Here is a 26,133-nt window from a genome sequence, read left to right as displayed (position 1 = left end):
ACCCCATTCCGAGCCAACCTTGTCACAAACACTGCGTCACCGGCGACGGCCGGACGGTCAGGCTGCCCGCGTACCCTTGCCGGTGGCCTACCTGGGAGAGCTGACATGACCCATCCCCGCAGCCTGACGCCCGCCGACGACGCCACCGGTCCGGAGGCCGACGTGGCGTCCGCGTCCGGGCGCCCCGAGCCGGCCACGGACGAGCCGGTGGCCGAGGGCGCCCCGCGGGGCGGGCGGGCCGCCGCGGTGCTCGCCGTACTCGGGGTCGCCTGGCTGGCCGCCACGCTGTGGTCGGCGCACGCCACCCTCACCCGATCGGGCGGCCTGCAGGCACTCAACGAGGCGGCCCTCGCCCTGCCCGCGATCTTCACCGCGAGCCTGGTCGCCGGTGTGGCGGTCGGCTTCGCGGCGGCGCAGCTGTCCGGACCGCGCGTGCCGCGCGCCGTGGCCGGCCTGGGCGGCGGCCTGGTGATCGGGCTCGCCGTCGCCGCGTTGATCCTGCTCGGCTACGGCTCCACCTCGGCACTGGTCGTGCTCGCGGCGGCGATGGCCGCGACGAGCCTGATCGGCGGGGCGGCCAGCATCGTCCGCCCACCGGCCATCGTCGGCGCGACGGTGGCCGGCAGCCTGGCCTGGGTGGTGCTCAGCCTGCTGGAGGCCGGGCTGTACAACCGGCTGCTCAAGCTCCTCGGCGCGGGTACGAGCGTGGCGTCCCAGGTCACCGCGACCCACCGGCTGGCCCTGGCCGCGGCGGTGTGCGGCGGGATCGTCGCCGGCGTCGTCGCGTACCGCTACCTGCGCCGGCGCCCGGACGGGCTGGGCTGGCCGGCGTACCTGGCCGCCGGCGCGGGACCGGGCGTACTGCTGCTGGTGGCCGACCTGGTGACGCTCATCGCCGGCGGCCGGCTGCGGTCGCTGGCCGCGGCGTCGAGCGAGGCGGACCGGGCGGCACTGACCTGGGCGAGCAACGTCGGTCTCAACACCGCGCTGGTGGTGCTGTTCGTCGGGGCGATCACGAGCACGATCGCGTTCGGTCGGACGCTGGGGCCGTCGGCCCCCGAGGCCGAGCCGGCGGCCGCGACGCCGCAGTCCGGGTCGCAGGCGCCGGAGGCCGGACCGGATCAGACCAGCTGACCCAGCTCGGAGGGGTCGTACCACTCCAGCTCGTGGTCCTCGGCGCTGTCGACGGTGAACTGCGCGTCGGGGTCGCCCGCCAACGCCTCTTCCACCACGTCCGCCGCCGCCGCGACGTCCGGTTCGGCCTCCCGCCCGTCGACGTGGACGGCCGCCACCGCCGACAGCGGCACCGTGTCCGGCACCGCGACGAGGCTCGACCCGAGCTCCTGATCCGCCGGGCGACGGATGCCGCTCACGGGGACGTCGACCGAGACCACGACCCGCCGGCGGGCCGCTGCGGGGTCGCGGCGAAGCAGCCGCAGCGCGCCCTGCGCGGCGCGGGTGAAAGCGACGTACTCCAGCTCCTCCTCGTCGCCCTCGGCGTACCACTCCCGGAGGGCCGGCGTGACCGCGTGCGCCTCCGGCGGTGGCTGAAGCTCGCCGCGCTCCTTGAGAGTTGCCAGCGCCGCAAGGGTGGCGGGCACGTATACCCGTACGTGGTCGATCACCGCAGAACTCCAGTTGGCCGGTCGTGGGCGCCGGTGGCTGCGCCGCTCCCTTTGGTACACCCTGCCCTGCTCGGGCGGAAGTCTTTCCCGGCAAATCGGATCACTACCCGGGAAGGAACCGGGAAGTAAGCCGACGCCGCCGGAGCGCGGCGGAGGCAACCGGTGGCAAACTTAGCCGACAACACACCGGCCGACAGTCCTGGAGACCCCCGCATGGAGCCACGGTTCCTGCTCATGTCCGACGTCGCTGAGCAGCTCAACGTATCGATGTCGCAGGTGTACCACATGGTCCGCAGCGGCGAACTGCCCGCGATCAAGATCGGCGGCCGGGGTCAGTGGCGGATCGAGCGCAGCAAGCTGGAGGAGTACATCCAGCGCAAGTACGACGAGACGGCGGCGTGGGTCAGGGAGAACCCGCTGACCGAGTAGGCGGCCCTTTGCCGAATCTTGGGGAGTTTGACATCACGGGTGATGTCAAACTCCCCAAGATCTTTTTCGGGCATGTGGAAGCCCGTTGGGGGCATGCGACGGCTTGACGGGTGGCCTAAGCTGACCGCATACCGTCGTAGGCAAACGTAAGCAAACGCAAGATCGAATCCTCGACCTGCGGAGGCGCACATGGCCGCCACTCTCGTTTCGCCCGCACCACCCCACAGCCGGCCCGCACGGTCCCCGTGCCAGCCCGCACCGCCGGGGACCCGGTCCGCACCGCCAGGGACCCGACCCACACCGCCGGAGACCCAGCCGACACCGCCGGAGACCCAGCCGACACCACCGGAGACCCGACCCGCACCACCCCACAGCGAGCCCGCGCCGCAGCCGCCGGTCCGGATCCGCCGCGCTCCGGCGCTCGAGCCACCGGCGGACGAGGACCGGCCCGCCGACGACCACCCGATCTGTGTCGGGCAGTTGGCGCTGTTCACCTCGGTCAACGCCCGCACCTCCGGCGGCGCGCGCCCGTCGGCTCCCCCGCGTCCGGCGGCGGTGTCACGCCGACCACCCGGCCCCGGTCCGCTCGGCGCCCGCGCAGCCGACCAACAGGTCCCGTCAGCGCGGACAGGTCGGCCGCCCGGATCGGCGGCCGATCCGCGCGCACCTACCGCTGATCCGCCCGCCACGGCCGCCGACGCGCGAGCGAATCGCGCGCGGCGGATGCGGGCACAGATCGCGGCTGCCCGGTTCGTGTCCGCCTGCGTCGAGGTGCTCAACGGCTTCCGGCCGGTCTCCCACCTGCGGGCGCTCACCACCCCCGTCGAGTTCGCCGACGTCGCCACCCAGCTGACCCGCCGGACGGTTCGGGTACGCATCCCCGACCGTTCCCGAGCCGGCCAGGAGCGGGTACGGCTGCGCCGGCTCCAGGTGTTCGATCAGCCCACCGGGGTCGCCGAAGCCGTCGCGGTGCTCCGCCACGGCGACACCGCGTGGGCGATGGCCCTTCGGTTCGAGCAGCACGGCGGCAGCTGGTTGTGCACGCTGCTGGAGGTGATCTGACCGAAGGAGCCCTGAAGACGACGGTGGCCGCCCCGGAACCCGTCCGGGGCGGCCACCGTCGTGCTATGAACCGTTACGCGCTGGGCGCGCCGTGGCAGCGCTTGTACTTCTTGCCCGAGCCGCAGGGGCACGGCGCGTTGCGGGACGGCCCGTTGCTGGACGACGACTCCTTGCGGGCACCGGCCGCGGTCGGCGACGCCGGCCCCGAACGCCGTGCACCGTCGGACCCGGCCCCCAGCCCGAGCGCGGGCGCCTGCTGCTCGATCATGACGCCACCCGTACCGGCCTCACCGTCGATCGTCGGCGAGGAGTACTGCAGGGCCTGCGGCGCGCGCTGGCCCAGCCCCTTGGCGCGGATCTCGACATGCGACTGGGTGTCGGGCAGCGGCACCGCCGGGGCGGCCTCGGCCGACTCGGCCTCCACGCCCTCGGGCGCCGGGGCCTCCTCGATCTGCACCTTGATGTTGAACAGGAAGCCGACCGCCTCTTCCTTGATGCCTTCCAACATCTGGGCGAACATGTCGAAGCCCTCGCGCTGGTACTCGACCAGCGGGTCGCGCTGGGCGTAGGCGCGCAGGCCGACGCCCTCCTGCAGGTAGTCCATCTCGTAGAGGTGCTCGCGCCACTTGCGGTCAATCACCTCGAGCAGGACCCGCCGCTCGAGCTCCCGCATGACCTCGGGGCTCAGCTCCTCCTCACGCCGCGCATACGCCGCGTGAGCGTCCTCCTTGAGCTTCACCTCGAGGAACTCCTTGTCGAGCCCCTCGATCCCGCCGACCTCCTCGACCAGGTCCTCGAGGCTGGTGCCGATCGGGTAGAGCTGCTTGAGGCTGGTCCACAGCAGGTCGAGATCCCAGTCCTCGGCGTACCCCTCGGCGGTCGCGCCCTGCACGTACGCGCTGATCGTGTCGTCGATCATGTGCTGGACCTGCTCGTGCAGATCCTCGCCGTCGAGCACGCGCTTGCGCTCGGCGTAGATCACCTGGCGCTGCTTGTTGAGCACCTCGTCGTACTTGAGGACGTTCTTTCGAATCTCGGCGTTCTGCGCCTCGATCTGGGTCTGCGCGCTGCGGATCTGGCGGGTGACCATCTTCGACTCGATGGGCACGTCCTCGGGGATGTTGAGCCGGTCCATCACCGCCTCGACCGCACCGGCCCGGAACCGGCGCATCAGCTCGTCCTGCAGCGACAGGTAGAAGCGGGACTCGCCCGGGTCGCCCTGCCGGCCGGAACGGCCGCGCAGCTGGTTGTCGATGCGGCGGGACTCGTGGCGCTCGGTACCCAGCACGTACAGGCCGCCCGCCGCGATGACCTCCTCGGCCTCCTCGTCGCACAGCTTCTTCCAGCGCTCGCGGGCCTCGTCCCAGGCGGCGGCGTACTCGTCGGTCTCCGGCTCCAGGCCGCGCTGGCGCAGCTCGGCCGCGGCGAGGAACTCGGGGTTGCCGCCGAGCAGGATGTCGGTGCCGCGGCCGGCCATGTTCGTGGCAACGGTGACCGCGCCCTTGCGGCCCGCCTGGGCGACGATCTCCGCTTCCTTCTCGTGGAACTTCGCGTTCAGGACCGAGTGCGGGATGCCCCGCCGCCGCAGCATCTGCGACAGCATCTCGGACTTCTCGACACTGACCGTACCGACGAGCACCGGCTGGCCGATCGAGTGCCGCTCGACGATGTCCTCGACCACCGCGTTGAACTTGGCCTTCTCGCTCTTGTAGATCACGTCCGGGCGGTCGGCGCGGATCATCGGCCGGTGCGTCGGGATGCTCACGACGCCGACGTTGTAGACCTTGTTGAACTCGCCGGCCTCGGTCTGCGCGGTACCGGTCATGCCCGCGAGCTTCTCGTACAGCCGGAAGTAGTTCTGGAGGGTGATCGTGGCAAGAGTCTGGTTCTCCTGCTTGATCTCCACGCCCTCCTTGGCCTCGATCGCCTGGTGCATGCCCTCGTTGTAGCGGCGGCCGTGCAGGATGCGACCGGTGAACTCGTCGACGATCAGGACCTCGCCGTCGGCGACGATGTAGTCCTTGTCGCGCTTGTACAGCTCCTTGGCCTTGATGGCGTTGTTGAGGTAGCCGACCAGCGGGGTGTTGACCGATTCGTACAGATTGTCGATGCCGAGACGGTCCTCGGCCTTGGCCACGCCCCGCTCGGTGACCGCGATGGTGCGCTTGCTCTCGTCGACCTCGTAGTCGCCCTCGCCGTCGGTGCCGCGCTGCATGCGCTCGACCAGGCGGGCGAACTCCTGGTACCACCGGGCGGACTGCTCGGCCGGGCCGGAGATGATCAGCGGCGTACGCGCCTCGTCGATCAGGATGGAGTCGACCTCGTCGACGATCGCGAAGTTGTGGCCGCGCTGCACCAGGTCATCGGCCGACCACGCCATGTTGTCGCGCAGGTAGTCGAAGCCGAACTCGTTGTTGGTGCCGTACGTGATGTCGCAGGCGTACGCCGCCTTGTGCGCCTCCGACGGCTGGTTGGGCAGGATCACGCCGACGGTCAGGCCCAGGAACCGGTGGATGCGCCCCATCCACTCCGCGTCGCGCTGGGCGAGGTAGTCGTTGACCGTGATGATGTGCACGCCCTTGCCGCTCAGCGCGTTGAGGTAGGCGGGGAACACGCCGGTCAGGGTCTTGCCCTCACCGGTCTTCATCTCGGCGATGTTGCCGAAGTGCAGCGCCGCGCCGCCCATGATCTGCACGTCGTACGCCCGCTGGCCGAGCACCCGCCGGGCGGCCTCACGGGCCGTGGCGAACGCCTCGGGCAGCAGGTCGTCGAGCGTCTCCCCGTCGGCGAACCGTTCTTTGTACTGGTCAGTCAGCTCCCGCAGCTCAGCATCGGTCAACTCCGTGTAGCTCTCCTCGATCGAGTTCACGGCGTTGGCGATGGCTTGGAGCCGGCGGACCATACGGCCTTCACCGGCGCGAAGAATCTTCTCGAAAATTGACACGGGTCAGCGCTCCCTCAACAGCCTGCGGACCTATCGTAGGCGCCCGGTGGCAAAAGCCGCCGCCCGCGTATGTGCAAGCGGCACCCTTGACGGCCGATTCGCGACGTTTTCCGCCGCAGGCGAACAGGTCGGGCAGAATCCTTAGACATGGATTCGATCGAGGCGGGATCGGTGGTCTTGCGCCAACTGGGGCCCGGCGACATCGCCGACATCACCGCCGCCTGCAACGATGCCCTGATTCGACGATTTCTGCCACTCCTGCCCCAGCCGTACACCGAGGCCGACGCGCGGGCCTTCGCGTGCGAGTTCGCGCCGGGCCAGTGGACCGCCGGCGGCGCGCAGTTCGCGATCGCCGACCCGGACACCGACCGGCTGCTCGGGTGCGTCGGCGTCACACCGCGCGGGCGCGGCGTCGCCGAGGTCGGGTACTGGGTGGCCCCGTGGGGCCGCCAGCGCGGAGCGGCCACCGAGGCCACCCGCGCCGCCTCCGGCTGGGCGTTCAAGCAGGGGTTCGCCCGCCTGGAGATCCGCACCGAGCCGGCCAACGGGCCGAGCCAGCGGGTCGCGCTCGCCGCCGGGTACCTCCGGGAGGGCATCCAGCGCGGCGGCGGGCTCGGCGGCGACGGCGAGCGCTGCGACCTGATCGTGTGGGCCCGCCTGCCCGACGACCCGCCGGGGCCGACGCCGCGGCTGCTGCCGGACCTGCCCGGCGGGGAGCTCAGCGACGGCACGGTCACGCTGCGCCCCATCGGGCCCGAGGACGCAGAGGACGTCTACCGCACCCATCAACTGCCCGAGGTCATCGCGGCACAGGTGCCGCCGGAGCCCTTCAGCCGGGACCGGGCGGCCCGACGCTGCGCGCACGCCGAGTCCCACTGGCTCGCCGGGGCACAGGCGGCGCTGTCGATCCGCGACGCCGTCACGGACACCTTCGCCGGCGAGATCGGGCTGTACTACACGGAGCCGGCGACCGGCCAGGCGATGATCGGCTACGACCTGGACCGCGGCTGGCGCGGCCGCGGGTACGCCAGCCGCGCCGTGCGGCTGCTGTCGACCTGGGCGTTCGAGCGCGCCGGGATCGCGCGACTGATCGCCGGCACCGCTCCGGAGAACGTGGGCTCCCAGCGGGTCCTCGAGGCGGCCGGCTTCCGGCGGGAGGGCTACCAGCGCTCCCGGCTGCCGGGGGTGTCCGGCGCCCGCATCGACGACCTGCTGTACGCGCTGCTGCCCGACGACCCGGTCGTCAGCCCCACCAGAACACCGTCGCAATGATCATGTAGAGCGCGATCAGGGTGGCGCCCTCCAGCCAGTTGGACTCCCCGTCGTACACGATCAGGGAGACCGCCAGCACGCTGACCACCACCGCGATGACCAGCATCGGGGCGAACACCAGGGTGAGCGCGGTGGCTGTCGTGAGGCTCAGCAGCACCAGCACCGGCGCGAGCACCAGCGCGATCTGCAGCGGGCTGTTGACGATCACCGAGACCGCGTAGTCGGCCTGGCCGCGCGCCGCGAGCTGGATTCCGACGAAGTTCTCCACCGCGTTGCCGGCGATCGCGACCACGATGAGGCCGGCGAACGCCTGGGACATGTGGAGCGCCCCGATCGCCGGCTGTAGCGCGTACACGAACCAGTCGGAGACGAGCGCGGCCAGTACGCCGGACGCCGCGAGCAGGCCGACGGCGAGCCAGACCGGCCAACGCGCCGCTTCCGTGGGCTCCGCTTCCGTGGAGCCGGCGCCCACGGAAGCGGCCGGGGCGCCGTCGGTCGCGGTGGCCGATGCCGGGGTCGACCCGCCGTGCCCGCGGCGCAGCGAGGCCGGCAGCGACAGGACGAACAGCACCAGCAGCACGACCGACACGATCAGCGAGAGCTGACGCTCGTGCGGCTCGGCCGGGGTGTGTACGTACGACGCGACGCTCGGCAGCACCAGCGCGGCGGTCGCGAGGAACAGCAGCACCGTGGTGGTACGCGCCCGGTGCGAGCTGAACTCCAGGGTGCCGTGGCGCACGCCGCCGACGACGAACGCCAGTCCGAGCACGAGCAGGATGTTGGCCAGGATCGACCCGATGACCGCCGCCCGGACGACGTCGAGCAGGCCGGACCGCAGCGCGAAGTACCCGATGAACAGCTCGGGCAGGTTGCCCAGCGCGCTCTGCAGCACCCCGGTGGCGCCCGCGCCGAAGCGGTCGCCGAGCTGGTCGACGCAGCGCCCCACGAGCGAGGCCAGCAGCGCGACCGCCACGGCGGCGACGACGAAGGGTAGGACCGCGCCGGCGTGCGTGTACCGGGTCACACCCGCGAGCACGACGGCGATCGCGCTGCCCGCGAGGACGACCAGGTCTGACCTGTTCAAGGTGCGGCTCGACACGAGCCGATCATCTCAAGGCATTGATCGAACCGCTCGCCGGCGCGGTCGCTGGGTCAGGTGGCGAGGCTGATGACCCCGTAGTCGTAGGCACGCCGCCGGTAGACGACGCTCGGCCGGCCGGAGTCCTTGTCCATGAACAGGTAGAAGTCGTGGCCGACGAGCTCCATGTGGAACAGCGCGTCGTCGACGGTCATCGGCTCCGCCGGGTGTTCCTTCTCCCGGACGATGTGCCACGGCTGGTTGTCGTGCTCCGACGCGCCCTCGTCGAGCAGGGGGTCGTCGAGCGAGATGGGCGAGGTGGCCGCCGCCGCGGCCGTCTCCAGGGGCGATTCCGCGCCGATCCGCGCGAGCGGCGCGGTGGCCGCGGCCACCGAGACCGGCGCGCGGCGGCCGCGGTGCACCCGCCGGCGGTCAGCGGTCCGGCGCAGCCGGGCGTTCAGCTTGGCCAGCGCCGCATCGAGCGCCGCGTAGAAGTCGGCGCAGCAGGCTTCGGCCCGTACGACGGGCCCCCGTGACACACAGGTGATCTCAACGCGCTGGCAGTGGTCAGACTGTCGCGGATTGCGCTCGTGGAACAGTTCGACGTCGACTCGAATGATTTTCTGGTCGTACCGCTCGATCTTCTGCAGCTTGTCGGCTACGTGCTGGCGGTAGTGATCGGGCACTTCGACGTTAAGGCCTTTGACAACAATGTCCACGTTTGACCTCCACCACGGTGAGTACGGTGCACCGGATGACCGGTGACATTCGGTGGGTTTTCGTCCGGCGGGACGCATGGAACCGGCGCGCGACGCTGGCGCGGGCGACCGGTGAAACGTGTCTCGCGCTCACCTCCCTCACGCGGCGACCGGCGGTCGCGGGACCGTCCGGGCGGCGTGCCCTTCCGGGCGGTGTTGCCGTGCCTCTTTCTCGACACTACTGGTGAATGTCGACGCTAGCCCGTGTACACCCGTACGTCACTCCATCGGCGACAAGCACACCGGAATAACAACCAAGAGTTACCGAACGACTGCGCGTCGCTGGGTGGCCGCGAGCACGGCGGCGACCCCCGCCTCGAGCGCCGCCTCGCGGAGGCGGGCTGCCACCGCTGCGAGCGTCGCGCCGGTGGTCACCACGTCGTCGACCACGACGAGCCGTGCCCCGCCCCGCACGGCCGCGCGGACCGCCGGAATCCGGCCCGGTACGAGCGCGAAGGCATCCTCGGCCACGCGCGTCCGGTCCGCGCCGGACAACTGCGCCGAATCCGGCCGTGGCCGCGCGCGCAGTGGGCAGACCACCCCCGCCGGCCGGCCACGCCGCGCCAGCGTCCGCGCCGCCCGGCGACTCAGTCGCAGCATGTGGTCGCCGTACCGGTCCCGGGCCGCCGCGGCCGTCGCGGGCACCGGTACGAGCAGCACCGGGTCGGTGGTCTCCCCGAGCGCCGCGGCGACCACGTCGGCCAGCCGGTCACCGAGCGGGCCGGCCAGGGTGTGCCGGCCCCGCTCCTTGTACGCCAGGATCGCCTCCCGCAGCGATCCCGCGTACGCCGCGAGCGCGACGCAGCGCGGCAGCCCCGGCGGCTCGGGGCACGGGCGTACCCGCTGCGGGCGCGCCGCCGCCAGCGCCGCGGCGCAGTCACCGCACAGGCCGCCACGGCGCTCGGCGGACCGGCCACAGCCGGCGCATCCGGCCGGCAGGACCAGGTCGACCAGCGCCGGCCAGATCCCCGTGGGCTCGCTCGACCGGGCGGTCACCGGGCTCAGTCCAGGAAGAACGGCGCGGACGGCAGCGACTGCTTGGCCGGCGCGCCCGACGGGGACGCCGACGCGGACGTCGACGGCGCCGGTGACGCCTCCGGCGGGTACTCGTCCACGCTGCCGGAGAAGACCCGGTAGACGCGGCCGTTCGCCTCGATCATGATCGGCCCGCGCTCACCGCGCAGCGGCGCGTCCGGGCGTACCGACGGATCGGCGACGATCCGGGTCACGGTCAGCCCGGTCAGGCCACGTAGCTGCATCTGTTCGACCAGTGCGCTGTCGACCGTCACCTCGACCAGCGCCGACTGCCCCGCCGAGCGCCCCGCGACGACCAGCCACTCCTCGCGGCTCCAGGCCACCCCGACCGCGTCGCTCAGCGTCGTCTGCACCTCCACCAACTGCGACACTGACGGGATCGAGCCCTCGAACGTGAGCATGCCGATGTACACGCGGCCGTCGGCGACCAGCGCGACGCGCCGCCCGTCGCGCGCGACCGACACGTTGGTCACCGCGCCGATGCCCGGCGGCGTCCGGTCCACGCACTGTCTGATCGCCGCGGACACCGCACACAGCCGGCCGTCGGCCGCCAACAGGAACGCCGGATCGCTGGGGACCGCCGTGAGCACCCCGACCGGCCGGCTCATCACGTCGCCTTCCAGGTCGGTCGCGACGTACTCCGCCGCCTTCGCGCCCTGGTTGTAGCTGCCTAGCCACAGCCGGAGCCGCCCGTGCGCCTCCTCCCGGACCAGCGCGACCTCCTGCACGGGGCCGCGCAGGATCGCCGCGCTCACCACGTTGTTGTTGTCGTCGCTGCCCAGCGCGGGCACCGTGACCGGGTCCCCGTCGAGCTGGCGGACCCGCCCGTCGACCACGCCGAAGCGGGGCGCGTCCCGCTGCCCGTCCGGCACGGCGGCCGGGTTCGACCACGCGACGTCCCGGCTCAGGTCCTGGCGCTGGCCCTCGATCTGCAGCTCGACGCTGCTGGCCAGCGAGCGCAGCGACCATCTCAGCTGGATGGCGAACTTCGCGAGCTGGTTCTGCACGTTCGCGGCCTTCGCCGCCAGGTTGATGCGTACGCTGCCGGGCGTGGCGTCGAGTACCGGCCGGTCCTTGAACTCGATGGCGGCCGGCAACGGGCTGACCCCGGGCCGGAGGTAGTCCGACGGTCCGTCGCGCAGCCACCCGGTCACCTCGGCGACGCGGGTGGCCGGCGACAGCGACCGGTTGATGTAGCGCAGGTCCGGTACGAGGCTGCGGTTGGAGCTGTCCCAGAAGTAGATCGGCTCGACGTTGTACAGGTTGTCGAGCCCTTCGGTGCTCAGCAGCATCCCGTTGGGCGCGTTGGCGATGCGCAGGCCCCGGCCGCGCTCCTCGGGCACGACCGTGAACGCGTAGGTCGACGGAACGCCGGTGGCCTTCGGCTCGATCGAACCGTGGCCGTCGAGCACGCCCACCGGCTGCATGGCCACGTCGACCCGGATGCCGTTGGCCGTGGTCACCGGAAGCAGGTTGAACTGCACCCGGACGACCGTGATGTCCTGGCCGCGTACCCAGTTGGCCTGCGCCTCCGGGGTCAGGAACGCCTTGGCCGACTCGACCGCCTTGTCCGTCGCGTTGGGGTCCTGGCTGGTGTCGTTGCCCCAGGCCATCGCCTGCAGGTAGCGGCGGACCAGCTCCTGTGGATCGGTCACCCCGAGCGGCGTCTTCTTGGTCACCGCCGCGTCCGGGTTGCTCGGCACGCCGTTACGGGGGGCGGCCTTGACCACGACGGCCGGCCCCGAACTGGGCACGCCGCAGCCGACCAGCGGGAGCGGCAGCCCCGCGACCAGCAGAGCGACGATCAGCCAACGGCGGACGATCACGGCGTGACCCGCCCTTCGTCACCCGGGTCGCCGCCCGCCACCGGCGTCGCCGCCGAGGCGGCCACGCCGACCACGGCGGGGGTACCGGCGGGTTCGGCCGATCTCGCCGGCGGCGCGTCCGCCGGTACGAGCGCCAGCGGCGAGGAGACCAGGCGTTCACCGGCGCGGACGGGCAGGGTCAGCCGGAACTGCGCGCCCTGGCCGGGCGCGCCCCACGCCTCCAGCCAGCCGCCGTGCAGCCGGGCGTCCTCCAGGCTGATCGACAGCCCGAGCCCGCTGCCGCCCGTCTGCCTGGCCCGCGACGGGTCGGCGCGCCAGAACCGGTTGAACACCAGCTTCTCCTCCCCCGGACGCAGGCCCACCCCGTGGTCGCGCACGGTCACGGCGACCGCCGAGTCGTCCGCGGCCAGGGTGACCCGGACAGGCTTGCCCTCGCTGTGCTCGATCGCGTTGCCGATGAGGTTGCGCAGGACCCGTTCGATGCGGCGGGGGTCGATCTCGACGATCACCGGGGCACCGGGAACGCTCACGTCGACCGCGCAGCCGGCGCGCTCCGCTACGGACGTGAGCCCGTCGGCGGCGCGTCGCACCACGGGTACCAGGTCCGTGGCCTCCGCGTCGAGCATCGCGAACCCGGCGTCGAACCGGCTGATCTCCAGCAGGTCGGTCAACAGCCCCTCGAAGCGGTCCAGCTCGGCCTGCAACAGCTCGGCGCTGCGGGCCACGGCCGGCTCGAAGTCCTCGCGGGCGGAGAAGATCAGGTCGGCGGCCATCCGCACCGTGGTCAGCGGCGTCCGCAGCTCGTGCGAGACGTCCGAGGTGAACCGCCGCTGCAGCCGCGACATCTCCTCGAGCCGTACGATCTGGCGCTGGAGGTTGCCGGCCATCTGGTTGAACGAGGCGGCCAGCCGGGCCAGGTCGTCCTCGCCGCGCACCTCCATGCGCTGGTCGAGCAGGCCGGCGGACAGCCGCTGCGCGGTCCGGGCGGCGATGCGCACCGGCCGGACGACCAGCCGGGTGACCAGCGCGGCGACCATGGCCAGCAGCACCACCAGCGCCGCGCCGGTCGCGATCAGGGTGGTGCGCACCAGGTCGACCGTGGCGACCTCGTTGTCGAGCGGGAACAGGTAGTACAGCTCAAGCTGGCCCCCGGCGCCGCTGCTGTTGATCGGGGTGCCGAAGACCAGGTACCGCCGCTCGCCGTTGCCGTCCGGGTTGGCCGTGGCGTACTGCCGGGCCATCTTGCCGCGTCCGACCTGGCGGCGCAGGTCGGCGAGCCGGCCCGACGTCACGACGTTGTACGCGTCCGCCTTCGGCCAGGCCAGCGACTGGGCGGGTAGGGAGCTCAACGAGGAGTCGCTGGCCCGGATGATCACCTGGACCTGGCCGCTCTGTTCGGCGTTGCCCAGCGCGACGACGACCGCCGGCACGGTGGTCAGCAGCGCCGGGTCGCCCGGCTGGGTCACGCCCTTGAGCTGGCTGGCCGCGTACGCGGCGCCCTGGTCGACGGTCTTGCTCGCCGATCTGACCCGGGCGTCGAGCAGGCCGCCGGTGATCGCGGACGCGACCACGAAGCCGAACACCCCCACCACGAGCAGCGACAGCACGAGCGTGATCGACACGATCCGTACCTGCAGCGAGCGCCGCCAGGCGCGGCGGCCGCGGTGCCAGAGCCGGACGGCGTGGCGCAACGGCACCCGGGCCAACGGCGACCGCCACCCGGCGAGCAGTCCCGCGAGGACCAGCCGGACCAGCGCACGGCCGGCACGACCCGGAGGGCTGACGGCCAGCCGGGCCGCGATCGACGCCGATCGCCGGCGGACGGACGCGGGTACGCGCAGCCGGACGGTTCCGGTCAGCGGCCGGGGCCGGGCGTCGTCGACCGGCCGACGGAGCCGGCTGGATCCGTCGCCTGCGACGTCCGAGGGGTCGGGCTCGGGCACGACCTAGCCCGTACCGGCCTTGTAGCCGACGCCGCGCACCGTGAGGATGATCTCCGGCCGCTCCGGATCGGGCTCGATCTTCGCCCGCAGCCGCTGCACGTGCACGTTGACCAGCCGGGTGTCGGCGGCGTGGCGGTATCCCCACACCTGCTCCAGCAGGACCTCGCGGGTGAACACCTGGCGGGGCTTGCGCGCCAGCGCGACGAGCAGGTCGAACTCCAGCGGAGTCAGCTTGACCTCCTCGCCGTTGCGGGTGATGGTGTGCGCCGGCACGTCGATCGTGATCTGGTTGCCGGGCGGCCCGATCGTGAGCAGCTCCGGGGTGACGTCCTCGCCCCGGCGCAGCCGGGCCCGCATCCGCGCGACCAGCTCCTTCGGCTTGAACGGCTTGACGACGTAGTCGTCGGCGCCGGATTCGAGGCCGAGCACGACGTCGACCGTATCGCTCTTGGCCGTCAGCATCACGATCGGCAGCCCGGACTCGGCGCGGATCGCCCGGCACACGTCGATGCCGCTCATCCCCGGCAGCATCAGGTCGAGCAGGACGATGTCGGGCCGGGCCTCGCGGAACGCGGTGAGGGCGCGCTCGCCGTCGGCGACGAAAGACGGCAGGAAACCTTCGCTGCGCAGCACGATGCCGAGCATCTCGGCGAGCGCGGGGTCATCGTCGACCACCAGTACACGGGCCCTCATGGGGCCCAATGATTCCACCAATGCGCCGCGACGTGGGCGAGGTGTCCCCGGACCGGCCGAACGTTGGGGGTTTTAGACCGTTTTAGTCCGACATTGGCGCCGCTGGAGTGACAGGGACGCGCACGAACATCCAGACATGCCACCATGAGTCCCCGTCCTCATCGACAACAGTGCCCAGGAGACCTCGTGCCGCTGCCACCCCCACCGGGAGTGATCCCACTGCGGCCACTCACGCTGGGCGAACTCCTCGACACCGCGGTGGCGCTGCTGCGCCGCGGCGCCACGCCGCTGCTGCTCGCCGGCGCGGTCCTGGGAGTGGCCGAGCAGGCCGCCCTCCGCCCGTTGCGGACGGCGGCCGACGTCAGCGTGCCCGGCTACCTGCCGCACTCCGACCGCCTCGGCCAGTACTGGGTGCTCCTCGCCGCCGGCCTCGCGGCCGAAGCGGTGGCGATCGCGCTGCTCGGCGGCCTCGCCGGCCACGTCGCCACGGCCGACCTGCTCGGCGAGCGCCCGACCCCACGGCAACTGCTTTCCCTCGGCGGTTCCCGGTGGTTCGCGGTCACCGTCGTCGCCCTGATCACCGGCCTGGTGGTCGGTATCTGCGCGCTCGCCGGTCTGCTGCCCTGGATCTTCGGGTACGGACTGGCCGGGCTCGCCGTACCCGCCGTCGTGATCGAGCGCCGTGGTCCGGGCGGCGCGCTGCTGCGCTCGCTCGCACTGTCCGTCCGCGCGGGCCTGCGGGCCGCGGCGTTCCGGCTCGTCGGCTACGGCGCCTGGCTGGCTGTCCGGGTCACGCTCGCGCTCGGCGGTCCGCTGGTGCTGTACCAGTTCTTCGGCCTGCGCCCGTGGCTGCCCTGGGCCGCCATGGCCATCGCCGCCGGCGTCAATGCGGTCGCCTATCCCGCGCTGGCCTGCGTGGACGCGGTGCTGTACGTGGAGGCCCGGATCCGTACCGAGGGCCTCGACATCTGGCTCGGGCGCGCACTGCGCCGCGACGCCGGTTCCCGGCCCGACCTGTCCCGGGTGGCCCCGTGAGCCGATGGTGGACCGACCTGGTCGCGGCGGTCTCGGACGTGATTCCGCTGCCGCTGCTGCTGGTGCTGTCGCTGATCGCCGCCGGCCTCCTCGGCGCCGCCTGGTACTGGTTCCCCGCCTGGGTCCCCCGCCGGCTACCGCGCCTGCGCCGCCCGCGCTGGCGGCTGCGCCGGCCGCGCCCGCGCCTGCCCCGCTGGCGGAGGCCGCGGCTGCCGCGCCTGCGCTGGCGGAGGCCGCGCCTGCCCCGGCTGCGCTGGCCGCACCTGCGCTGGAAGCGTCGCCGCGGCGACAGCGCCCCGCCGCCACCACCGGTCCCCGCGGACGAACTGCCCGCCGTGCCGGCCGACGACCTCGCCTCGCTGGCCGACCGGCTCGCGGCGGCCGGGCGCTACGCCGAGGCGGTCCGTGAGCGGCTGCGCGCGATGGTCCGGCACCTGGTGGAACGCGGCGTCATCGAACACCGGCCCGGCTGGACCGTCACCGAACTGGCCCGGGCCGCCGGCCACGCGCTGCCCGCGGTCGGCGCGCCGCTGTCCGAAGCGGCCGCCCTCTTCTCCGAGGTCTGGTACGCCGGCCGCCCGGCCGGCGCCGAAACGGACGCCCGGATGCGCGCACTGGCGGACGCCGCACGGGAGGCGCTCGCGCGGAGCACGGCGGGGAGCCGAGGATGAGCGTGATCGCCCCGCGACCGGCCGCCCCGACGCCGGCCACACCGACGCCGGCCGGGGTCCCGGGCGCGCCGCCGCGCCGGCGGCGGCTGCGCTGGCTGCGCCTGGTCACCCCGCTTGCGCTGGTCGTCGCGCTGGTCGCGGTCTCGGCCGTCGCCTACGCGCTGCAACAGCCCGACCAGTCCGACCCGGCCTACCTGTCGCCGGCCAGCAGCGCCCCCACCGGAGCGGCCCGGCTGGCCCGGCTCGTCGAGCGGCGCGGTGTCCGCGTCGAGCGCGCCACCAGGACCTCCGACGCGCTGGTGTCGGCGTACCGCGGCGACGCCACCCTCCTCGTCCCGGCGCCCGCCCTGGTCCACCCGTACTACCTGCGCATGCTCAAGCTGATGCCGGCGTCGACGCGGATCGTGCTCGTCGCGCCGAGCGACCGGGCCCTGGCCGCCGGAAACCTGCCGGTCGCCGTCACGAGCCGGCGCTGGGCCACCGCGGTCGGGCCACCCGGCTGCGACCTGCCGGCGGCGGCGAACGCCGGCGCGGCGGCCGTCCGGCGGGCGGTGCTGTTCACCGTGCCCGCCCCGGACACGACCGAACTGCACCGCTGCTACGCCGGCGGGCTGGTCGAGCTGAGCTGGCACGACACGCGGCTCACCGTGATCGGCGCCGACGACGCGTTCCGCAACGACCGCATCGGCGAGCACGGCAACGCCGACCTCGCCACCGCCCTGTTGACCGGCGCCGACCGGCTGGTCTGGCTGGACGTGCACCGGTTGGAGCCGCGGCCCGGCTTCAACGCGGGCGGCGCGCCGGACAACGCCCCGCCGTCGCTGGGTCCGAACGGCTCACCCGACCCCGACTTCCCGCTGCCGGGTACGGCCCACCCGGCGCCCGGGACCAACCGCGACAGCGGTGGCGGCGGTCCCTCGCTGTGGTCGGCGTTCCCGGCCGCCGCTTGGGTCACGCTGGCGCTGCTGCTCGCCGCCGGGGCGCTGCTGGCGGCGGCCAGAGCCCGCCGGCTGGGCACCCCGATCCCGGAGCCGCTGCCGGTCAGCGTGCCGGCCGCCGAGACGGTACTCGGCCGCGGCCGGCTGTACCGGCGGGCCAAGGCCCGCGACACGGCGCTGGAGACGCTGCGCGCGGCGACCGACGAGCGGCTACGCCGGCTGCTGGACCTGCCCCCGGACGCGCCGGCCGAGACCCTCGAGGCGGCCGCGGCCGCGCGGTCCGGCTGGACCGCGACCGACGTGCGCACGGCGCTGCGGCCGCCGACCCCCGACGACGACGAGCAGTTCGTCGCGGCCGCCGCGAACCTGGACCGCCTGCTGCGCGCCGTGCGCGCGTACCCGATAGAGGAGAGCCTTCGGTGACAGACCCATCAGCCCCGAACACAGTGGACACCGACCCGGACAGCGCGGCCCGCGTGGCGCTCGGCCGCCTGCGCGCCGAGGTCGGCAAGGTCGTCATCGGGCAGGACGCGGTGGTCACCGGCCTCGTGATCGCCCTGCTCAGCCGCGGCCACGTGCTGCTCGAGGGCGTACCCGGCGTCGCGAAGACGCTGCTCGTACGCGCCCTCGCGGCAGCGCTCGACCTGGACGCCAAGCGGCTGCAGTTCACCCCCGACCTGATGCCCGGCGACGTCACCGGGTCGCTGATCTTCGACAACCGCACCGCGGAGTTCCAGTTCCGGGAAGGGCCGGTCTTCACCAACCTGCTGCTCGCCGACGAGATCAACCGCACTCCCCCGAAGACCCAGGCCGCGCTGCTGGAGGTCATGGAGGAGCGGCAGGTGTCGGTGGAGGGCGCGCCCCGGGCGCTGCCCGAGCCGTTCGTGGTCGCCGCCACCCAGAACCCCGTCGAGTACGAGGGCACCTACCCGCTCCCCGAGGCCCAGCTGGACCGGTTCCTGCTCAAGCTGACCGTCCCGCTGCCCAGCCGCGAGGAGGAGCTGGGCGTCCTGCGCGCCCACCACAACGGGTTCGACCCCCGTGACCTGCGCGGCGCCGGGGTCACCGCCGTCGCGAACGCCGCCGACCTGGCCGCCGGCCGGCGCGCCGTCCAGCGGGTACGGGTCGCCGACGTCGTACTCGGCTACGTGGTCGACCTGTGCCGCGCCACCCGGGTCTCGCCGTCGCTGGAGCTGGGCGCCTCGCCGCGCGGCGCCACCGCCCTGCTCGCCGCCGCCAAGGCCTGGGCGTGGCTGAACGGCCGCGACTACGTCACCCCCGACGACGTCAAGGCGCTGGCCCGGCCGGCGCTGCGGCACCGGGTACGGCTGCGGCCCGACGCCGAGCTGGAAGGCGTGACCGTCGACAGCGTGCTGGAGTCCGTCCTGGCCACGGTGCCGACGCCACGATGATCACCGAGCGGGTACCGCTGCTGCTGGTCGCCGGCGCCCTGGTGGTGCCGTGGACGCCCGCGCCCTGGCTCGGCGCGGCGGTCGTGGTCGGCGCGCTGCTGGTGCTGGTACTGGCCGACCTCGCGGTAGCCGCTCCCCTCACGACCGTGGCCCTGGCGCGCGACGGTGACCGGGTGATGTGGCTCGACGAGACGGCCACCGTCCGCCTCACCCTGACCAACGGCTCGCCCCGGCGGCTGCGGGCCCGCGTCCGGGACGCCTGGGTGCCGTCGGCCGGTGCCGGCCCGTACTCCCACCGGCTCGATCTGGAGCCGGGCGCGAGCGGCACGGTCGAGACGACGCTGCGGCCCACGCGGCGCGGCGACCGGCCGTGCGTCCGGGTGAGCCTACGGTCGTACGGGCCGCTGGGACTGGCGTACCGGCAGAGCCGGCAACGGACCGACGACCGCCGCACCCCGCCGTGGACGATCCGGGTGCTGCCACGCTTCACCTCCCGCCGGTACCTGCCGGAGAAGCTGGCCCGACTGCGGGTGCTCGACGGCGCGGTGGTGACCCGTGGGCGCGGGCAGGGCACCGAGTTCGACGCCTTGCGCGAGTACGTGGTCGGCGACGACGTGCGCTCGATCGACTGGCGGGCCAGCGCCCGCCGCTCCGACGTGGTGGTCCGTAGCTGGCGGCCGGAACGGGACCGGCGCGTGCTGTGCGTGCTCGACACCGGGCGTACGTCGGCGGTGCGCGTCGGCGACGAGCCCCGACTGGACGCGGCCATCGACGCGGCGCTGCTGCTGTCCTCGCTGGCCGCCCGCGCGGGCGACCGGGTCGACCTGCTGGCCGTGGATACGGCGGTACGCGCGTCGGTGGCGGGCGTCGGCCAGCAGGCGCTGATGTGGCGGCTCGTGTCGGCGCTCGCACCGCTGGAGCCGGCCCTGGTGGAGACCGACTTCGGTCTCGTCGCCGGCGAGGTGCTGCGGCGGGAGCGCAAGCGGTCCCTGGTGGTGCTGTTCACCGCCCTGGAGCCGGCGGCGCTGGGCGAGGGGCTGCTGCCGGTCCTCGCCCGCCTGGCCGCCCGGCACAAGGTGGTCGTCGCCGCCGTCCACGACCAGCAGTTGGCCCGCCTGACCGATACGGCCGGCTCCGGCTCGGTCGACGATCTCTACACCGCGGCGGCCGCGCACCGGGCGCTCGCCGAGCGCGACCGGGTACGCGCCGCGCTGACCCGGCACGGTGTCGAGGTCGTCGACGCGCCCGTGGAGCTTTTCGCCTCCCGGGTGGCCGACGCGTACCTGGCGATGAAGGCGACCGGCCGCCTCTGAGGCCCCCACTCCCCCATGATCGCGGAACTTTTTCCGTGCTGAGACACGGAAAAAGTTCCGCGATCATGACGAAGGATCGGTGCGTGCGGCGCGACGGCCCGCCACCACCACGTAGGTCAGGAAGGCCAGCCAGACCACCGCCCCGACACCGACGCGCAGCACGGTCGGCAGCCCGGACGGCGTCACGAACGCCTCCAGCAGCCCGCTGACCGCGAGTACCCCGACCAGCCCGAGCGCGACCAGCATGCCGGACCGGGCGGCCCGCGTGAGCGCCTGTCCCCGGGTCCGACCCGGGCCGGGCGCGATCCACGCCCATCCGACGCGCAGGCCGACGCCCGCGGCGATGAACACCGCGGTCAGCTCCAGCAGGCCGTGCGGCGCGAGGTAGCCGAAGAACACGTCCGCCCGGCCGGCCGACACCATCACCCCGCCCATGACGCCCGTGTTGAGCGCGTTCATGGCCAACAGGTACAGCACCGGCACGATCAGTACGCCGGAGGCCAGACACTGCGCCGACAGCCAGGCGTTGTTGGTCCAGACCTGGAACGCGAAGTTCTGCGGCTGGTAGGCGCTGTAGTAGCCGACGAAGTCGGTGTTGACGACCTGGTCGATCTCGTCTGCGCTCATGAAGACGTGCGCCGCGTCGGGATGGCCCGCCACGTACCCGATGAGCGCGCCCGACAGGGCGACGAAGCCGGCGGCCACCGCCGTCCACCACCGCCACGCCCGGTACGTCTCCAGCGGGAACGAGACGGTGAAGAAGCGCCCGATCGACCGCCACGAGAACACGCCGGGCCCGGTGATGGCCGACCGGGCCGCGAGTACCAGGTGCGACAGCCGCGCCACCAGGACGGGGTCGGGTGAGCGGCTTCGGATCAGGGACAGGTGCGTGGCGGTCCGCTGGTAGAGCTCGACCAGCTCGTCGGCCTGCGCCGCCGACAACCGCCGCCGCTGGGCGAGCCACTGCAGCCGGCGCCATTCGCCGGCGTGCTCAGCGACGTACGCGTCCAGATCCACAGCGTTGACTGTAGTGCCCCGCCCGGCCGGCGGATGGTGTTCACTGTGGCGATGGATCCACTTTCCCCGCCCGCGGGCGGGTCCGGCCGGCTCGTCAGCGGCGAGGCGGTGGAGTTGGACGTCCGGATCGCCGGCATCGGCTCCCGCGTACTCGCCGTCATGGTGGACCTTGTCGTACAGGCGGTGGCGTTCCTAGTCCTGGGGTGGGCCACCGGCCTGGTTGTAGCGCTGGCCGGCCCGACCGCCGACGCGGCGCTCATGGCGGGGCTGACCGTCGTCCTCACCGTCGTGGTGCTCGTCGGCTACCCGGTCGCGATGGAGACGCTGGCCGGCGGCCGTACGGTCGGCAAGCTCGCGCTCGGTCTGCGCGTGGTGCGGGCCGACGGCGGCCCCATCCGGTTCCGGCACGCGCTCACCCGCCGCCTCGTGGCGGTGGCCGTGGAGTGGCCTGGGCTGGTGTTCCCCATTCTGACCTGGATCGTCAGCCTGACCACGATGCTCGCCCACCCCCGCGGCGAGCGCCTCGGTGACCTCACGGCCGGCACGATCGTGATCCACGAGCGCACCCCGTCGGCCTGGGGATGGGCGCCGGCCATGCCGCCCGGGCTCGGACCGTGGGCCGCGCTGCTCGATCTGACCGGCCTCGACGACGACCTGGCGCTCGCGGTGCGGCACTTCCTGGCCCGCAACAGGCACCTGCGGGAACCGGCCCGCAGCCGCCTCGGACACGCGCTGGCCGCCGAGGTAGCCAGCCGCGTCACGCCGCCTCCCCCGCCCGGCGTGCCCGGCTGGGCCTACCTGGCGGCGGTGCTCGCCGAGCGGCACCGGCGGGCCGCCGGTCGGCTGGCCGCGGCCAGGGCCGCCACCGCCTCGGTGTGGCCGGGCCTCACGCCGAAGCCCGACCACACCCCGACGGGCGATCGTCAGACCAGCTTCATCGCCTCCGCGTAGTGGCACGCCGAGGCGTGCCCCTGGCCCCGGTCGATCAGGGCCGGCTCCTCGTTCACGCACTTCTGCCGCTCGTCCTCGCTCAGCACGTCGGCGAACTTCGGGCAGCGGGTACGGAACCGACAGCCGCTGGGCGGGCTGACCGGGCTCGGCACGTCGCCGGTCAGCGTGATGCGCTGACGGCTGCGCTCCTTGCGCGGGTCCGGCAGCGGGATCGCCGAGATCAGCGCCTGCGTGTACGGGTGAGCCGCCCGGGTGAACAGCTCCTCCTTGTCGGCCAGCTCCACGATCTTGCCGAGGTACATCACGGCGACCCGGTCGGCGATGTGCCGCACCACCGACAGGTCGTGCGAGATGAACAGGTACGACAGGCCCAGCTCGTGCTGCAGGTCATCGAGCAGGTTGATCACGCCGGCCTGGATCGACACGTCCAGCGCCGAGACCGGCTCGTCGAGGACGAGCGCCTTGGGCCGCAGCGCCAGCGCCCGGGCGATGCCGATGCGCTGCCGCTGGCCGCCGGAGAACTCGTGCGGGTACCGGTTGCCGTGCTCTGGGTTGAGCCCGACCATCCGCAGCAACTCCCGGACCTTGTCCCGCGCCTGCTTGCCGGAGCCGAGGAGCCCGTGGATGCGCAGCGGCTCGGCCACGATCTCGTTGACCGTCATCCGCGGGTCGAGCGAGGCGAACGGGTCCTGGAAGACGATCTGCAGGTCCCGCCGCAGCGGCCGCATCTGCCCGGGCGAGAGCTCGACCAGGTTGCGCCCGCCGTAGACGACCTCGCCGGAGGTCGCCGGGATCAGGTTGAGCAGCAGCCGGCCCGTCGTCGTCTTGCCGCAGCCGGACTCACCGACCAGGCCCAGCGTCTCGTTCTCGAACAGGTCGAACGAGAGGCCGCAGACCGCGTGGACGTCGCCGACCCGGCGGCGGACGAGGCCGCGCGAGCGCACCGGGAAGTGCTTGACCAGGTCGTGTACGGCGAGTACGGGTTGGCGGTCGGTGCTCACCGCCGGTTCCGCCACGTTCGGGGCCGTCATTGCTGTGTCTCCAGGTTCGCAGGCGCGACCGACCCGGTGTCCGCCGAGGTCGGCCGGAACAGCTGACCGGGGGTCACCCCGACCAACCGCTCGTGGAAGTGGCACGCCGCCACGTGGCCGGGCTGATCCGTGCCGTACAGATCCGGCTCCCGCTCCTCGCAGATCGGCTGCGCGAGCGGGCACCGCGGCGTGAAGGGGCAGCCCGGCGGCAGGTGCATCAGCGACGGCGGCGAACCGACGATCGGGGTGAGCCGCTCGCGACCGGCCTCGTCCAGGCGCGGCAGGCTGCCGAGCAGGCCGAGCGTGTACGGCATCCGCGGCTCGTAGAACACCTCGTCGACGGTGCCCTTCTCGACCAGCTTGCCGGCGTACATCACGCAGATGCGGTCGGCGTGGCCGGCGATGACGCCGAGGTCGTGGGTGATCAGGACGAGCGCGGCGCCGGTGGCGGCGCGGGCCGCCTCGAGCGCCTCCAGCACCTGGGCCTGCACCGTCACGTCGAGGGCGGTGGTGGGCTCGTCGGCGATGATGACGTCGGGGTCGTTGGCCATCGCGATGGCGATGACCACCCGCTGCCGCATGCCGCCGGACATCTCGTGCGGGTAGTTGTTCACCCGCTGCTCGGGGAACGGGATGCCGACGGTGGCGAGCAGTTCGACCGCCCGGTCGTTCGCCACCTTCTTGGAGACGTCGTTGTGGGCCAGGATCGCCTCGGCGATCTGCCGACCCACCGTGTACACCGGATTGAGCGACGTCAGCGGGTCCTGGAAGATCATGGCGATCTTCTTGCCGCGGATCTCGGCGAACCCGTTCTCGCTGCGCCCGAGCAGCTCCTCGCCCCGGAAGCGCACCGACCCCGTGATCTTCGCGGTCTTCGGCAGCAGCCCCATGACCGCCATCGAGGTCACGGACTTTCCGGAGCCCGACTCACCGACGATCCCCATCGCCTCGCCCGGCGCGAGCCGGTAGCTGACGCCGCGGACGGCCTGCACGACGCCGTCCTCGGTGGGGAACTCGACGGTGAGGTTCTCGACCTCGAGAACGGCGTCGCCGTCGGCGGAACGGCGGTCCAGTTGGATGTTGCTCTCTGCGGTCATCGGCGTTGCCTCGTCTGTCGGGGGTCGAACGCGTCGCGCAGGCCGTCACCGATGAAGTTGACCGTGAGCGCGATCAGAATGATGAACAGGCCCGGGAAGTAGAACAGCCAGGGCCGGGTCTGGACCGCCGACTGCGCCTGGTAGATAAGCAGCCCGAGCGAGGTGTCCGGCGGGTGCACCCCGAAGCCGATGAACGACAGCGCGGTCTCGGACAGGATGCCGGTGGCCACCAGCAGCGTCGCGTAGACGATGACCACCGCGAACGCGTTGGGCACCAGGTGGCGCAGGATGATCCAGCGGTCCGAGGCGCCGAGCGCCCGGGCCGCCTCGACGAACTCCTGCTCACGCAGGGACAGCACCACGCCGCGCACGGCGCGGGCCACCAGCGGGGCGGACAGCCCGCCGAGGACCAGTGCGATCATCCACCAGGTGCCGCCGCCGATGTTGCCGAGCGCCGCGGCCAGCGCGATCGCCGGAATCGTCAGGATCAGGTCGGCCAACCGCATCAGCACGGAGTCGGAGATGCCCCGGTAGTAGCCGGAGACGCCGCCCCACACCACTCCGAGGGTCGACGCGACGATCGCGATGCACAGCGCCACCTTCACCGACTGCTGGAGCCCGCGCAGCACCTGGGCGAACCAGTCGTGCCCGAGGCTGTCGGTGCCGAACGGGTGGGCCGGCGACGGCGGCTGCGAGTTGTCCGGGGTGATGTCGGTGTACTTGTACTTCCAGATCAGCGGCCCGACGAACGCCAGCAGCACGATCAGGATGAACAGCACCAGGCTGAGCACGGCGAGCCGGTGCCGCAGGAAGCGGCGGAACGCCTGCTGGAGCTGGCTGCGCTCCTTGACCGTGAACTCCCGGTCGGCCGCACCGGTCGGCGACGTCGGCTGTGGGGCGCCCGACGTCGTCACCGAACTCGCGCGAATCTCACTCATGCCGTCACCTCGCTGCCATGCCGTGGGCTCAAGACTCGCTGACTTCGCCTACTCATAGCGGATCCTCGGGTCCAGCACGCTGTACAGCAGGTCGGCGATCAGGTTGAAGACGATGACGATGATCGCGGAGACCAGCAGCCAGCCCATCATCGCGTACGCGTCGTGGTCCCGGATCGACCTCAGCAGGTAGTCGCCGAGCCCGTGCCACTGGAACACCATTTCGGTGATGACGGCGCCGCCCAGCAGCGCCGCGATATCGAGCGCGGTGACGGTGGTCAGCGGGATCAGCGCCGTCCGGAGCGCGTGACGGACCAGCACCTGGCGGCTGCGCAGCCCCTTGGCCCGCGCCAGGCGGACGTAGTCGCTGTTGAGCACCTCCAGCATCGATGCGCGCTGGAAGCGGCTCCATGCCGCGTAGCTGATGAGGGCCAGCGAGATGGTCGGAAGCACCATGTGCCCGGCGATGTCCTTGAACTGCCCCCACCCCGAGTCGTCGGTGAGGAGGACCGACTTCTCGCCGATCGTGAAGAATGCCTCGGTACCGGTGGCCTGGTTGTACGCGATGCCGGCCGACTTGAGCAGGATCGCGAACCAGAAGGACGGCATCGCCAGGAACAGGAAGCCGAGGAAGGTGAAGCTGTAGTCGGTGGCCGAGTACTGCTTCACCGCGCTCACCACGCCCGTGATGACCGCGAAGATGAGGGCGATAAGCACCGACAGCACGACCAGCCGGAGCGTGACGAAGAGCCGGTCACCCAGTTCGTGACCGATGTTGATGTTGCCGTGCACCGAGGGCCCGAAGTCACCGTGCAGGACCAGGCCCTTGAGCCAGAGCCAGTACTGCTCCCAGACGGGCTTGTCCAGCCGGAGGCGGTGCTCCTCGTTCAGAATGGTCTGCCGCGGTGGCGGCGGATTGCGCATCTTCAGGCCCTCGAGCGGGTCGCCCGAGAACTTGACCATGATGAAGACCAGGATCGTGGATCCGATCAGGATCGGGATCGAGACGAAGATGCGTCGTATGACGTATGCGAGCACGCATTCCTCCCAGCTGTGCCCACTTAGTGA

23 protein-coding genes are annotated in these 26,133 nt (G+C 72.5%); 10 read left to right on the top strand and 13 right to left on the bottom strand.

Features of this window, described 5'->3' with window-relative positions; translation table 11 throughout:
- Positions 1-105 precede the first annotated feature (105 nt).
- Positions 106-1,134, top strand: coding sequence for a hypothetical protein (locus tag HC031_RS17795; RefSeq protein ID WP_167926463.1), 1,029 nt, complete (start codon positions 106-108; stop codon positions 1,132-1,134).
- On the opposite strand, the gene HC031_RS17790 is transcribed toward HC031_RS17795, so the two are convergent.
- Positions 1,122-1,625, bottom strand: a complete 504-nt coding sequence (locus HC031_RS17790) for a DUF6912 family protein (RefSeq protein ID WP_167926462.1) — start codon at positions 1,623-1,625, stop codon at positions 1,122-1,124. The two genes, HC031_RS17795 and HC031_RS17790, sit on opposite strands and share 13 nt — an antisense overlap.
- A 213-nt stretch (positions 1,626-1,838) precedes the next feature.
- On the opposite strand from HC031_RS17790, the gene HC031_RS17785 reads away from it, so the two are divergent.
- The gene (locus HC031_RS17785; RefSeq protein WP_167926461.1) at positions 1,839-2,054 is read left to right on the top strand and encodes a helix-turn-helix domain-containing protein; all 216 of its coding nucleotides are present in this window, start codon (positions 1,839-1,841) and stop codon (positions 2,052-2,054) included.
- Positions 2,055-2,777: 723 nt separating this feature from the next.
- Positions 2,778-3,116 carry an Rv3235 family protein gene (locus tag HC031_RS34420; protein WP_167926460.1) on the top strand — a complete coding sequence of 113 codons (339 nt, stop codon included), beginning with the start codon at positions 2,778-2,780 and terminating at the stop codon, positions 3,114-3,116.
- A 73-nt stretch (positions 3,117-3,189) separates the two neighbouring features.
- Here the strand turns inward: HC031_RS34420 and secA are convergent, their stop codons facing one another.
- Positions 3,190-6,060 carry a preprotein translocase subunit SecA gene (gene secA, locus HC031_RS17775; protein ID WP_167926459.1) on the bottom strand — a complete coding sequence of 957 codons (2,871 nt, stop codon included), beginning with the start codon at positions 6,058-6,060 and terminating at the stop codon, positions 3,190-3,192.
- A gap of 147 nt (positions 6,061-6,207) precedes the next feature.
- Here secA and HC031_RS17770 point away from each other — a divergent pair, with 147 nt between their 5' ends.
- Positions 6,208-7,332: a GNAT family N-acetyltransferase gene (locus HC031_RS17770; protein WP_167926458.1), complete on the top strand. Its 1,125-nt coding sequence runs from the start codon at positions 6,208-6,210 to the stop codon at positions 7,330-7,332.
- On the opposite strand, the gene cax is transcribed toward HC031_RS17770, so the two are convergent.
- The 6 genes from cax to mtrA all read right to left on the bottom strand — a co-directional run bounded on the left by cax (position 7,304) and on the right by mtrA (position 14,665).
- The gene (gene cax / locus HC031_RS17765) at positions 7,304-8,431 is read right to left on the bottom strand and encodes a calcium/proton exchanger (RefSeq protein WP_167926457.1); all 1,128 of its coding nucleotides are present in this window, start codon (positions 8,429-8,431) and stop codon (positions 7,304-7,306) included. The two genes, HC031_RS17770 and cax, sit on opposite strands and share 29 nt — an antisense overlap.
- Before the next feature lie 53 nt (positions 8,432-8,484).
- Positions 8,485-9,129, bottom strand: a complete 645-nt coding sequence (gene hpf, locus HC031_RS17760) for a ribosome hibernation-promoting factor, HPF/YfiA family (RefSeq protein WP_167926456.1) — start codon at positions 9,127-9,129, stop codon at positions 8,485-8,487.
- 300 nt (positions 9,130-9,429) lie between these two features.
- The gene (locus tag HC031_RS17755) at positions 9,430-10,164 is read right to left on the bottom strand and encodes a ComF family protein (RefSeq protein ID WP_167926455.1); all 735 of its coding nucleotides are present in this window, start codon (positions 10,162-10,164) and stop codon (positions 9,430-9,432) included.
- 5 nt (positions 10,165-10,169) lie between these two features.
- A complete protein-coding gene (locus HC031_RS17750; RefSeq protein ID WP_167926454.1) occupies positions 10,170-12,029 on the bottom strand; it encodes an LpqB family beta-propeller domain-containing protein in 1,860 nt (619 codons plus the stop codon).
- Complete coding sequence (gene mtrB, locus HC031_RS17745) at positions 12,026-13,726, bottom strand: MtrAB system histidine kinase MtrB (protein WP_338090723.1); 1,701 nt, start codon at positions 13,724-13,726, stop codon at positions 12,026-12,028. Before mtrB ends, HC031_RS17750 begins: the two co-directional genes overlap by 4 nt.
- A 249-nt stretch (positions 13,727-13,975) precedes the next feature.
- Positions 13,976-14,665 carry an MtrAB system response regulator MtrA gene (gene mtrA / locus HC031_RS17740; protein WP_167926453.1) on the bottom strand — a complete coding sequence of 230 codons (690 nt, stop codon included), beginning with the start codon at positions 14,663-14,665 and terminating at the stop codon, positions 13,976-13,978.
- 186 nt (positions 14,666-14,851) lie between these two features.
- Between mtrA and HC031_RS17735 the strand changes: the two genes are divergently transcribed.
- From HC031_RS17735 to HC031_RS17715, 5 genes are read left to right on the top strand one after another with little or no spacing between them, the layout of a single operon-like run.
- Positions 14,852-15,700, top strand: a complete 849-nt coding sequence (locus HC031_RS17735) for a hypothetical protein (protein ID WP_167926452.1) — start codon at positions 14,852-14,854, stop codon at positions 15,698-15,700.
- A complete protein-coding gene (locus tag HC031_RS17730) occupies positions 15,697-16,371 on the top strand; it encodes a DUF4129 domain-containing protein (protein WP_167926451.1) in 675 nt (224 codons plus the stop codon). Before HC031_RS17735 ends, HC031_RS17730 begins: the two co-directional genes overlap by 4 nt.
- Positions 16,368-17,732: a DUF4350 domain-containing protein gene (locus HC031_RS17725; RefSeq protein WP_167926450.1), complete on the top strand. Its 1,365-nt coding sequence runs from the start codon at positions 16,368-16,370 to the stop codon at positions 17,730-17,732. The genes HC031_RS17730 and HC031_RS17725 overlap by 4 nt, the downstream gene beginning before the upstream one ends.
- A complete protein-coding gene (locus HC031_RS17720) occupies positions 17,729-18,721 on the top strand; it encodes an AAA family ATPase (RefSeq protein WP_338090712.1) in 993 nt (330 codons plus the stop codon). The genes HC031_RS17725 and HC031_RS17720 overlap by 4 nt, the downstream gene beginning before the upstream one ends.
- Positions 18,718-20,034 carry a DUF58 domain-containing protein gene (locus tag HC031_RS17715; protein ID WP_205862861.1) on the top strand — a complete coding sequence of 439 codons (1,317 nt, stop codon included), beginning with the start codon at positions 18,718-18,720 and terminating at the stop codon, positions 20,032-20,034. The genes HC031_RS17720 and HC031_RS17715 overlap by 4 nt, the downstream gene beginning before the upstream one ends.
- Positions 20,035-20,097: 63 nt before the next feature.
- On the opposite strand, the gene HC031_RS17710 is transcribed toward HC031_RS17715, so the two are convergent.
- Positions 20,098-21,051 (bottom strand): stage II sporulation protein M, encoded by a 954-nt coding sequence (locus tag HC031_RS17710; protein ID WP_167926449.1) that lies wholly within the window; start codon positions 21,049-21,051, stop codon positions 20,098-20,100.
- Positions 21,052-21,102: 51 nt separating this feature from the next.
- Between HC031_RS17710 and HC031_RS17705 the strand changes: the two genes are divergently transcribed.
- Positions 21,103-22,002 (top strand): RDD family protein, encoded by a 900-nt coding sequence (locus tag HC031_RS17705; RefSeq protein ID WP_240942636.1) that lies wholly within the window; start codon positions 21,103-21,105, stop codon positions 22,000-22,002.
- On the opposite strand, the gene HC031_RS17700 is transcribed toward HC031_RS17705, so the two are convergent.
- The 4 genes from HC031_RS17700 to HC031_RS17685 are packed head-to-tail and all read right to left on the bottom strand — an operon-like array spanning position 21,975 to position 26,103.
- Positions 21,975-23,033, bottom strand: a complete 1,059-nt coding sequence (locus tag HC031_RS17700; RefSeq protein WP_167926447.1) for an ABC transporter ATP-binding protein — start codon at positions 23,031-23,033, stop codon at positions 21,975-21,977. The two genes, HC031_RS17705 and HC031_RS17700, sit on opposite strands and share 28 nt — an antisense overlap.
- Positions 23,030-24,130: an ABC transporter ATP-binding protein gene (locus HC031_RS17695; protein ID WP_167926446.1), complete on the bottom strand. Its 1,101-nt coding sequence runs from the start codon at positions 24,128-24,130 to the stop codon at positions 23,030-23,032. Before HC031_RS17695 ends, HC031_RS17700 begins: the two co-directional genes overlap by 4 nt.
- Entirely contained in the window at positions 24,127-25,068 is a 942-nt protein-coding gene (locus HC031_RS17690; RefSeq protein ID WP_167926445.1) for an ABC transporter permease, read from the bottom strand. Before HC031_RS17690 ends, HC031_RS17695 begins: the two co-directional genes overlap by 4 nt.
- A gap of 48 nt (positions 25,069-25,116) precedes the next feature.
- The gene (locus HC031_RS17685; RefSeq protein WP_167926444.1) at positions 25,117-26,103 is read right to left on the bottom strand and encodes an ABC transporter permease subunit; all 987 of its coding nucleotides are present in this window, start codon (positions 26,101-26,103) and stop codon (positions 25,117-25,119) included.
- Positions 26,104-26,133 lie beyond the last annotated feature (30 nt).

Source organism: Planosporangium thailandense, assembly GCF_011947195.1.
In the GTDB taxonomy this organism is placed as follows: Bacteria; Actinomycetota; Actinomycetes; order Mycobacteriales; family Micromonosporaceae; genus Planosporangium; species Planosporangium thailandense.
The sequence above is the reverse complement of the archived record's forward strand: the minus strand, read 5'-3'. Positions and strand labels throughout refer to the sequence as shown.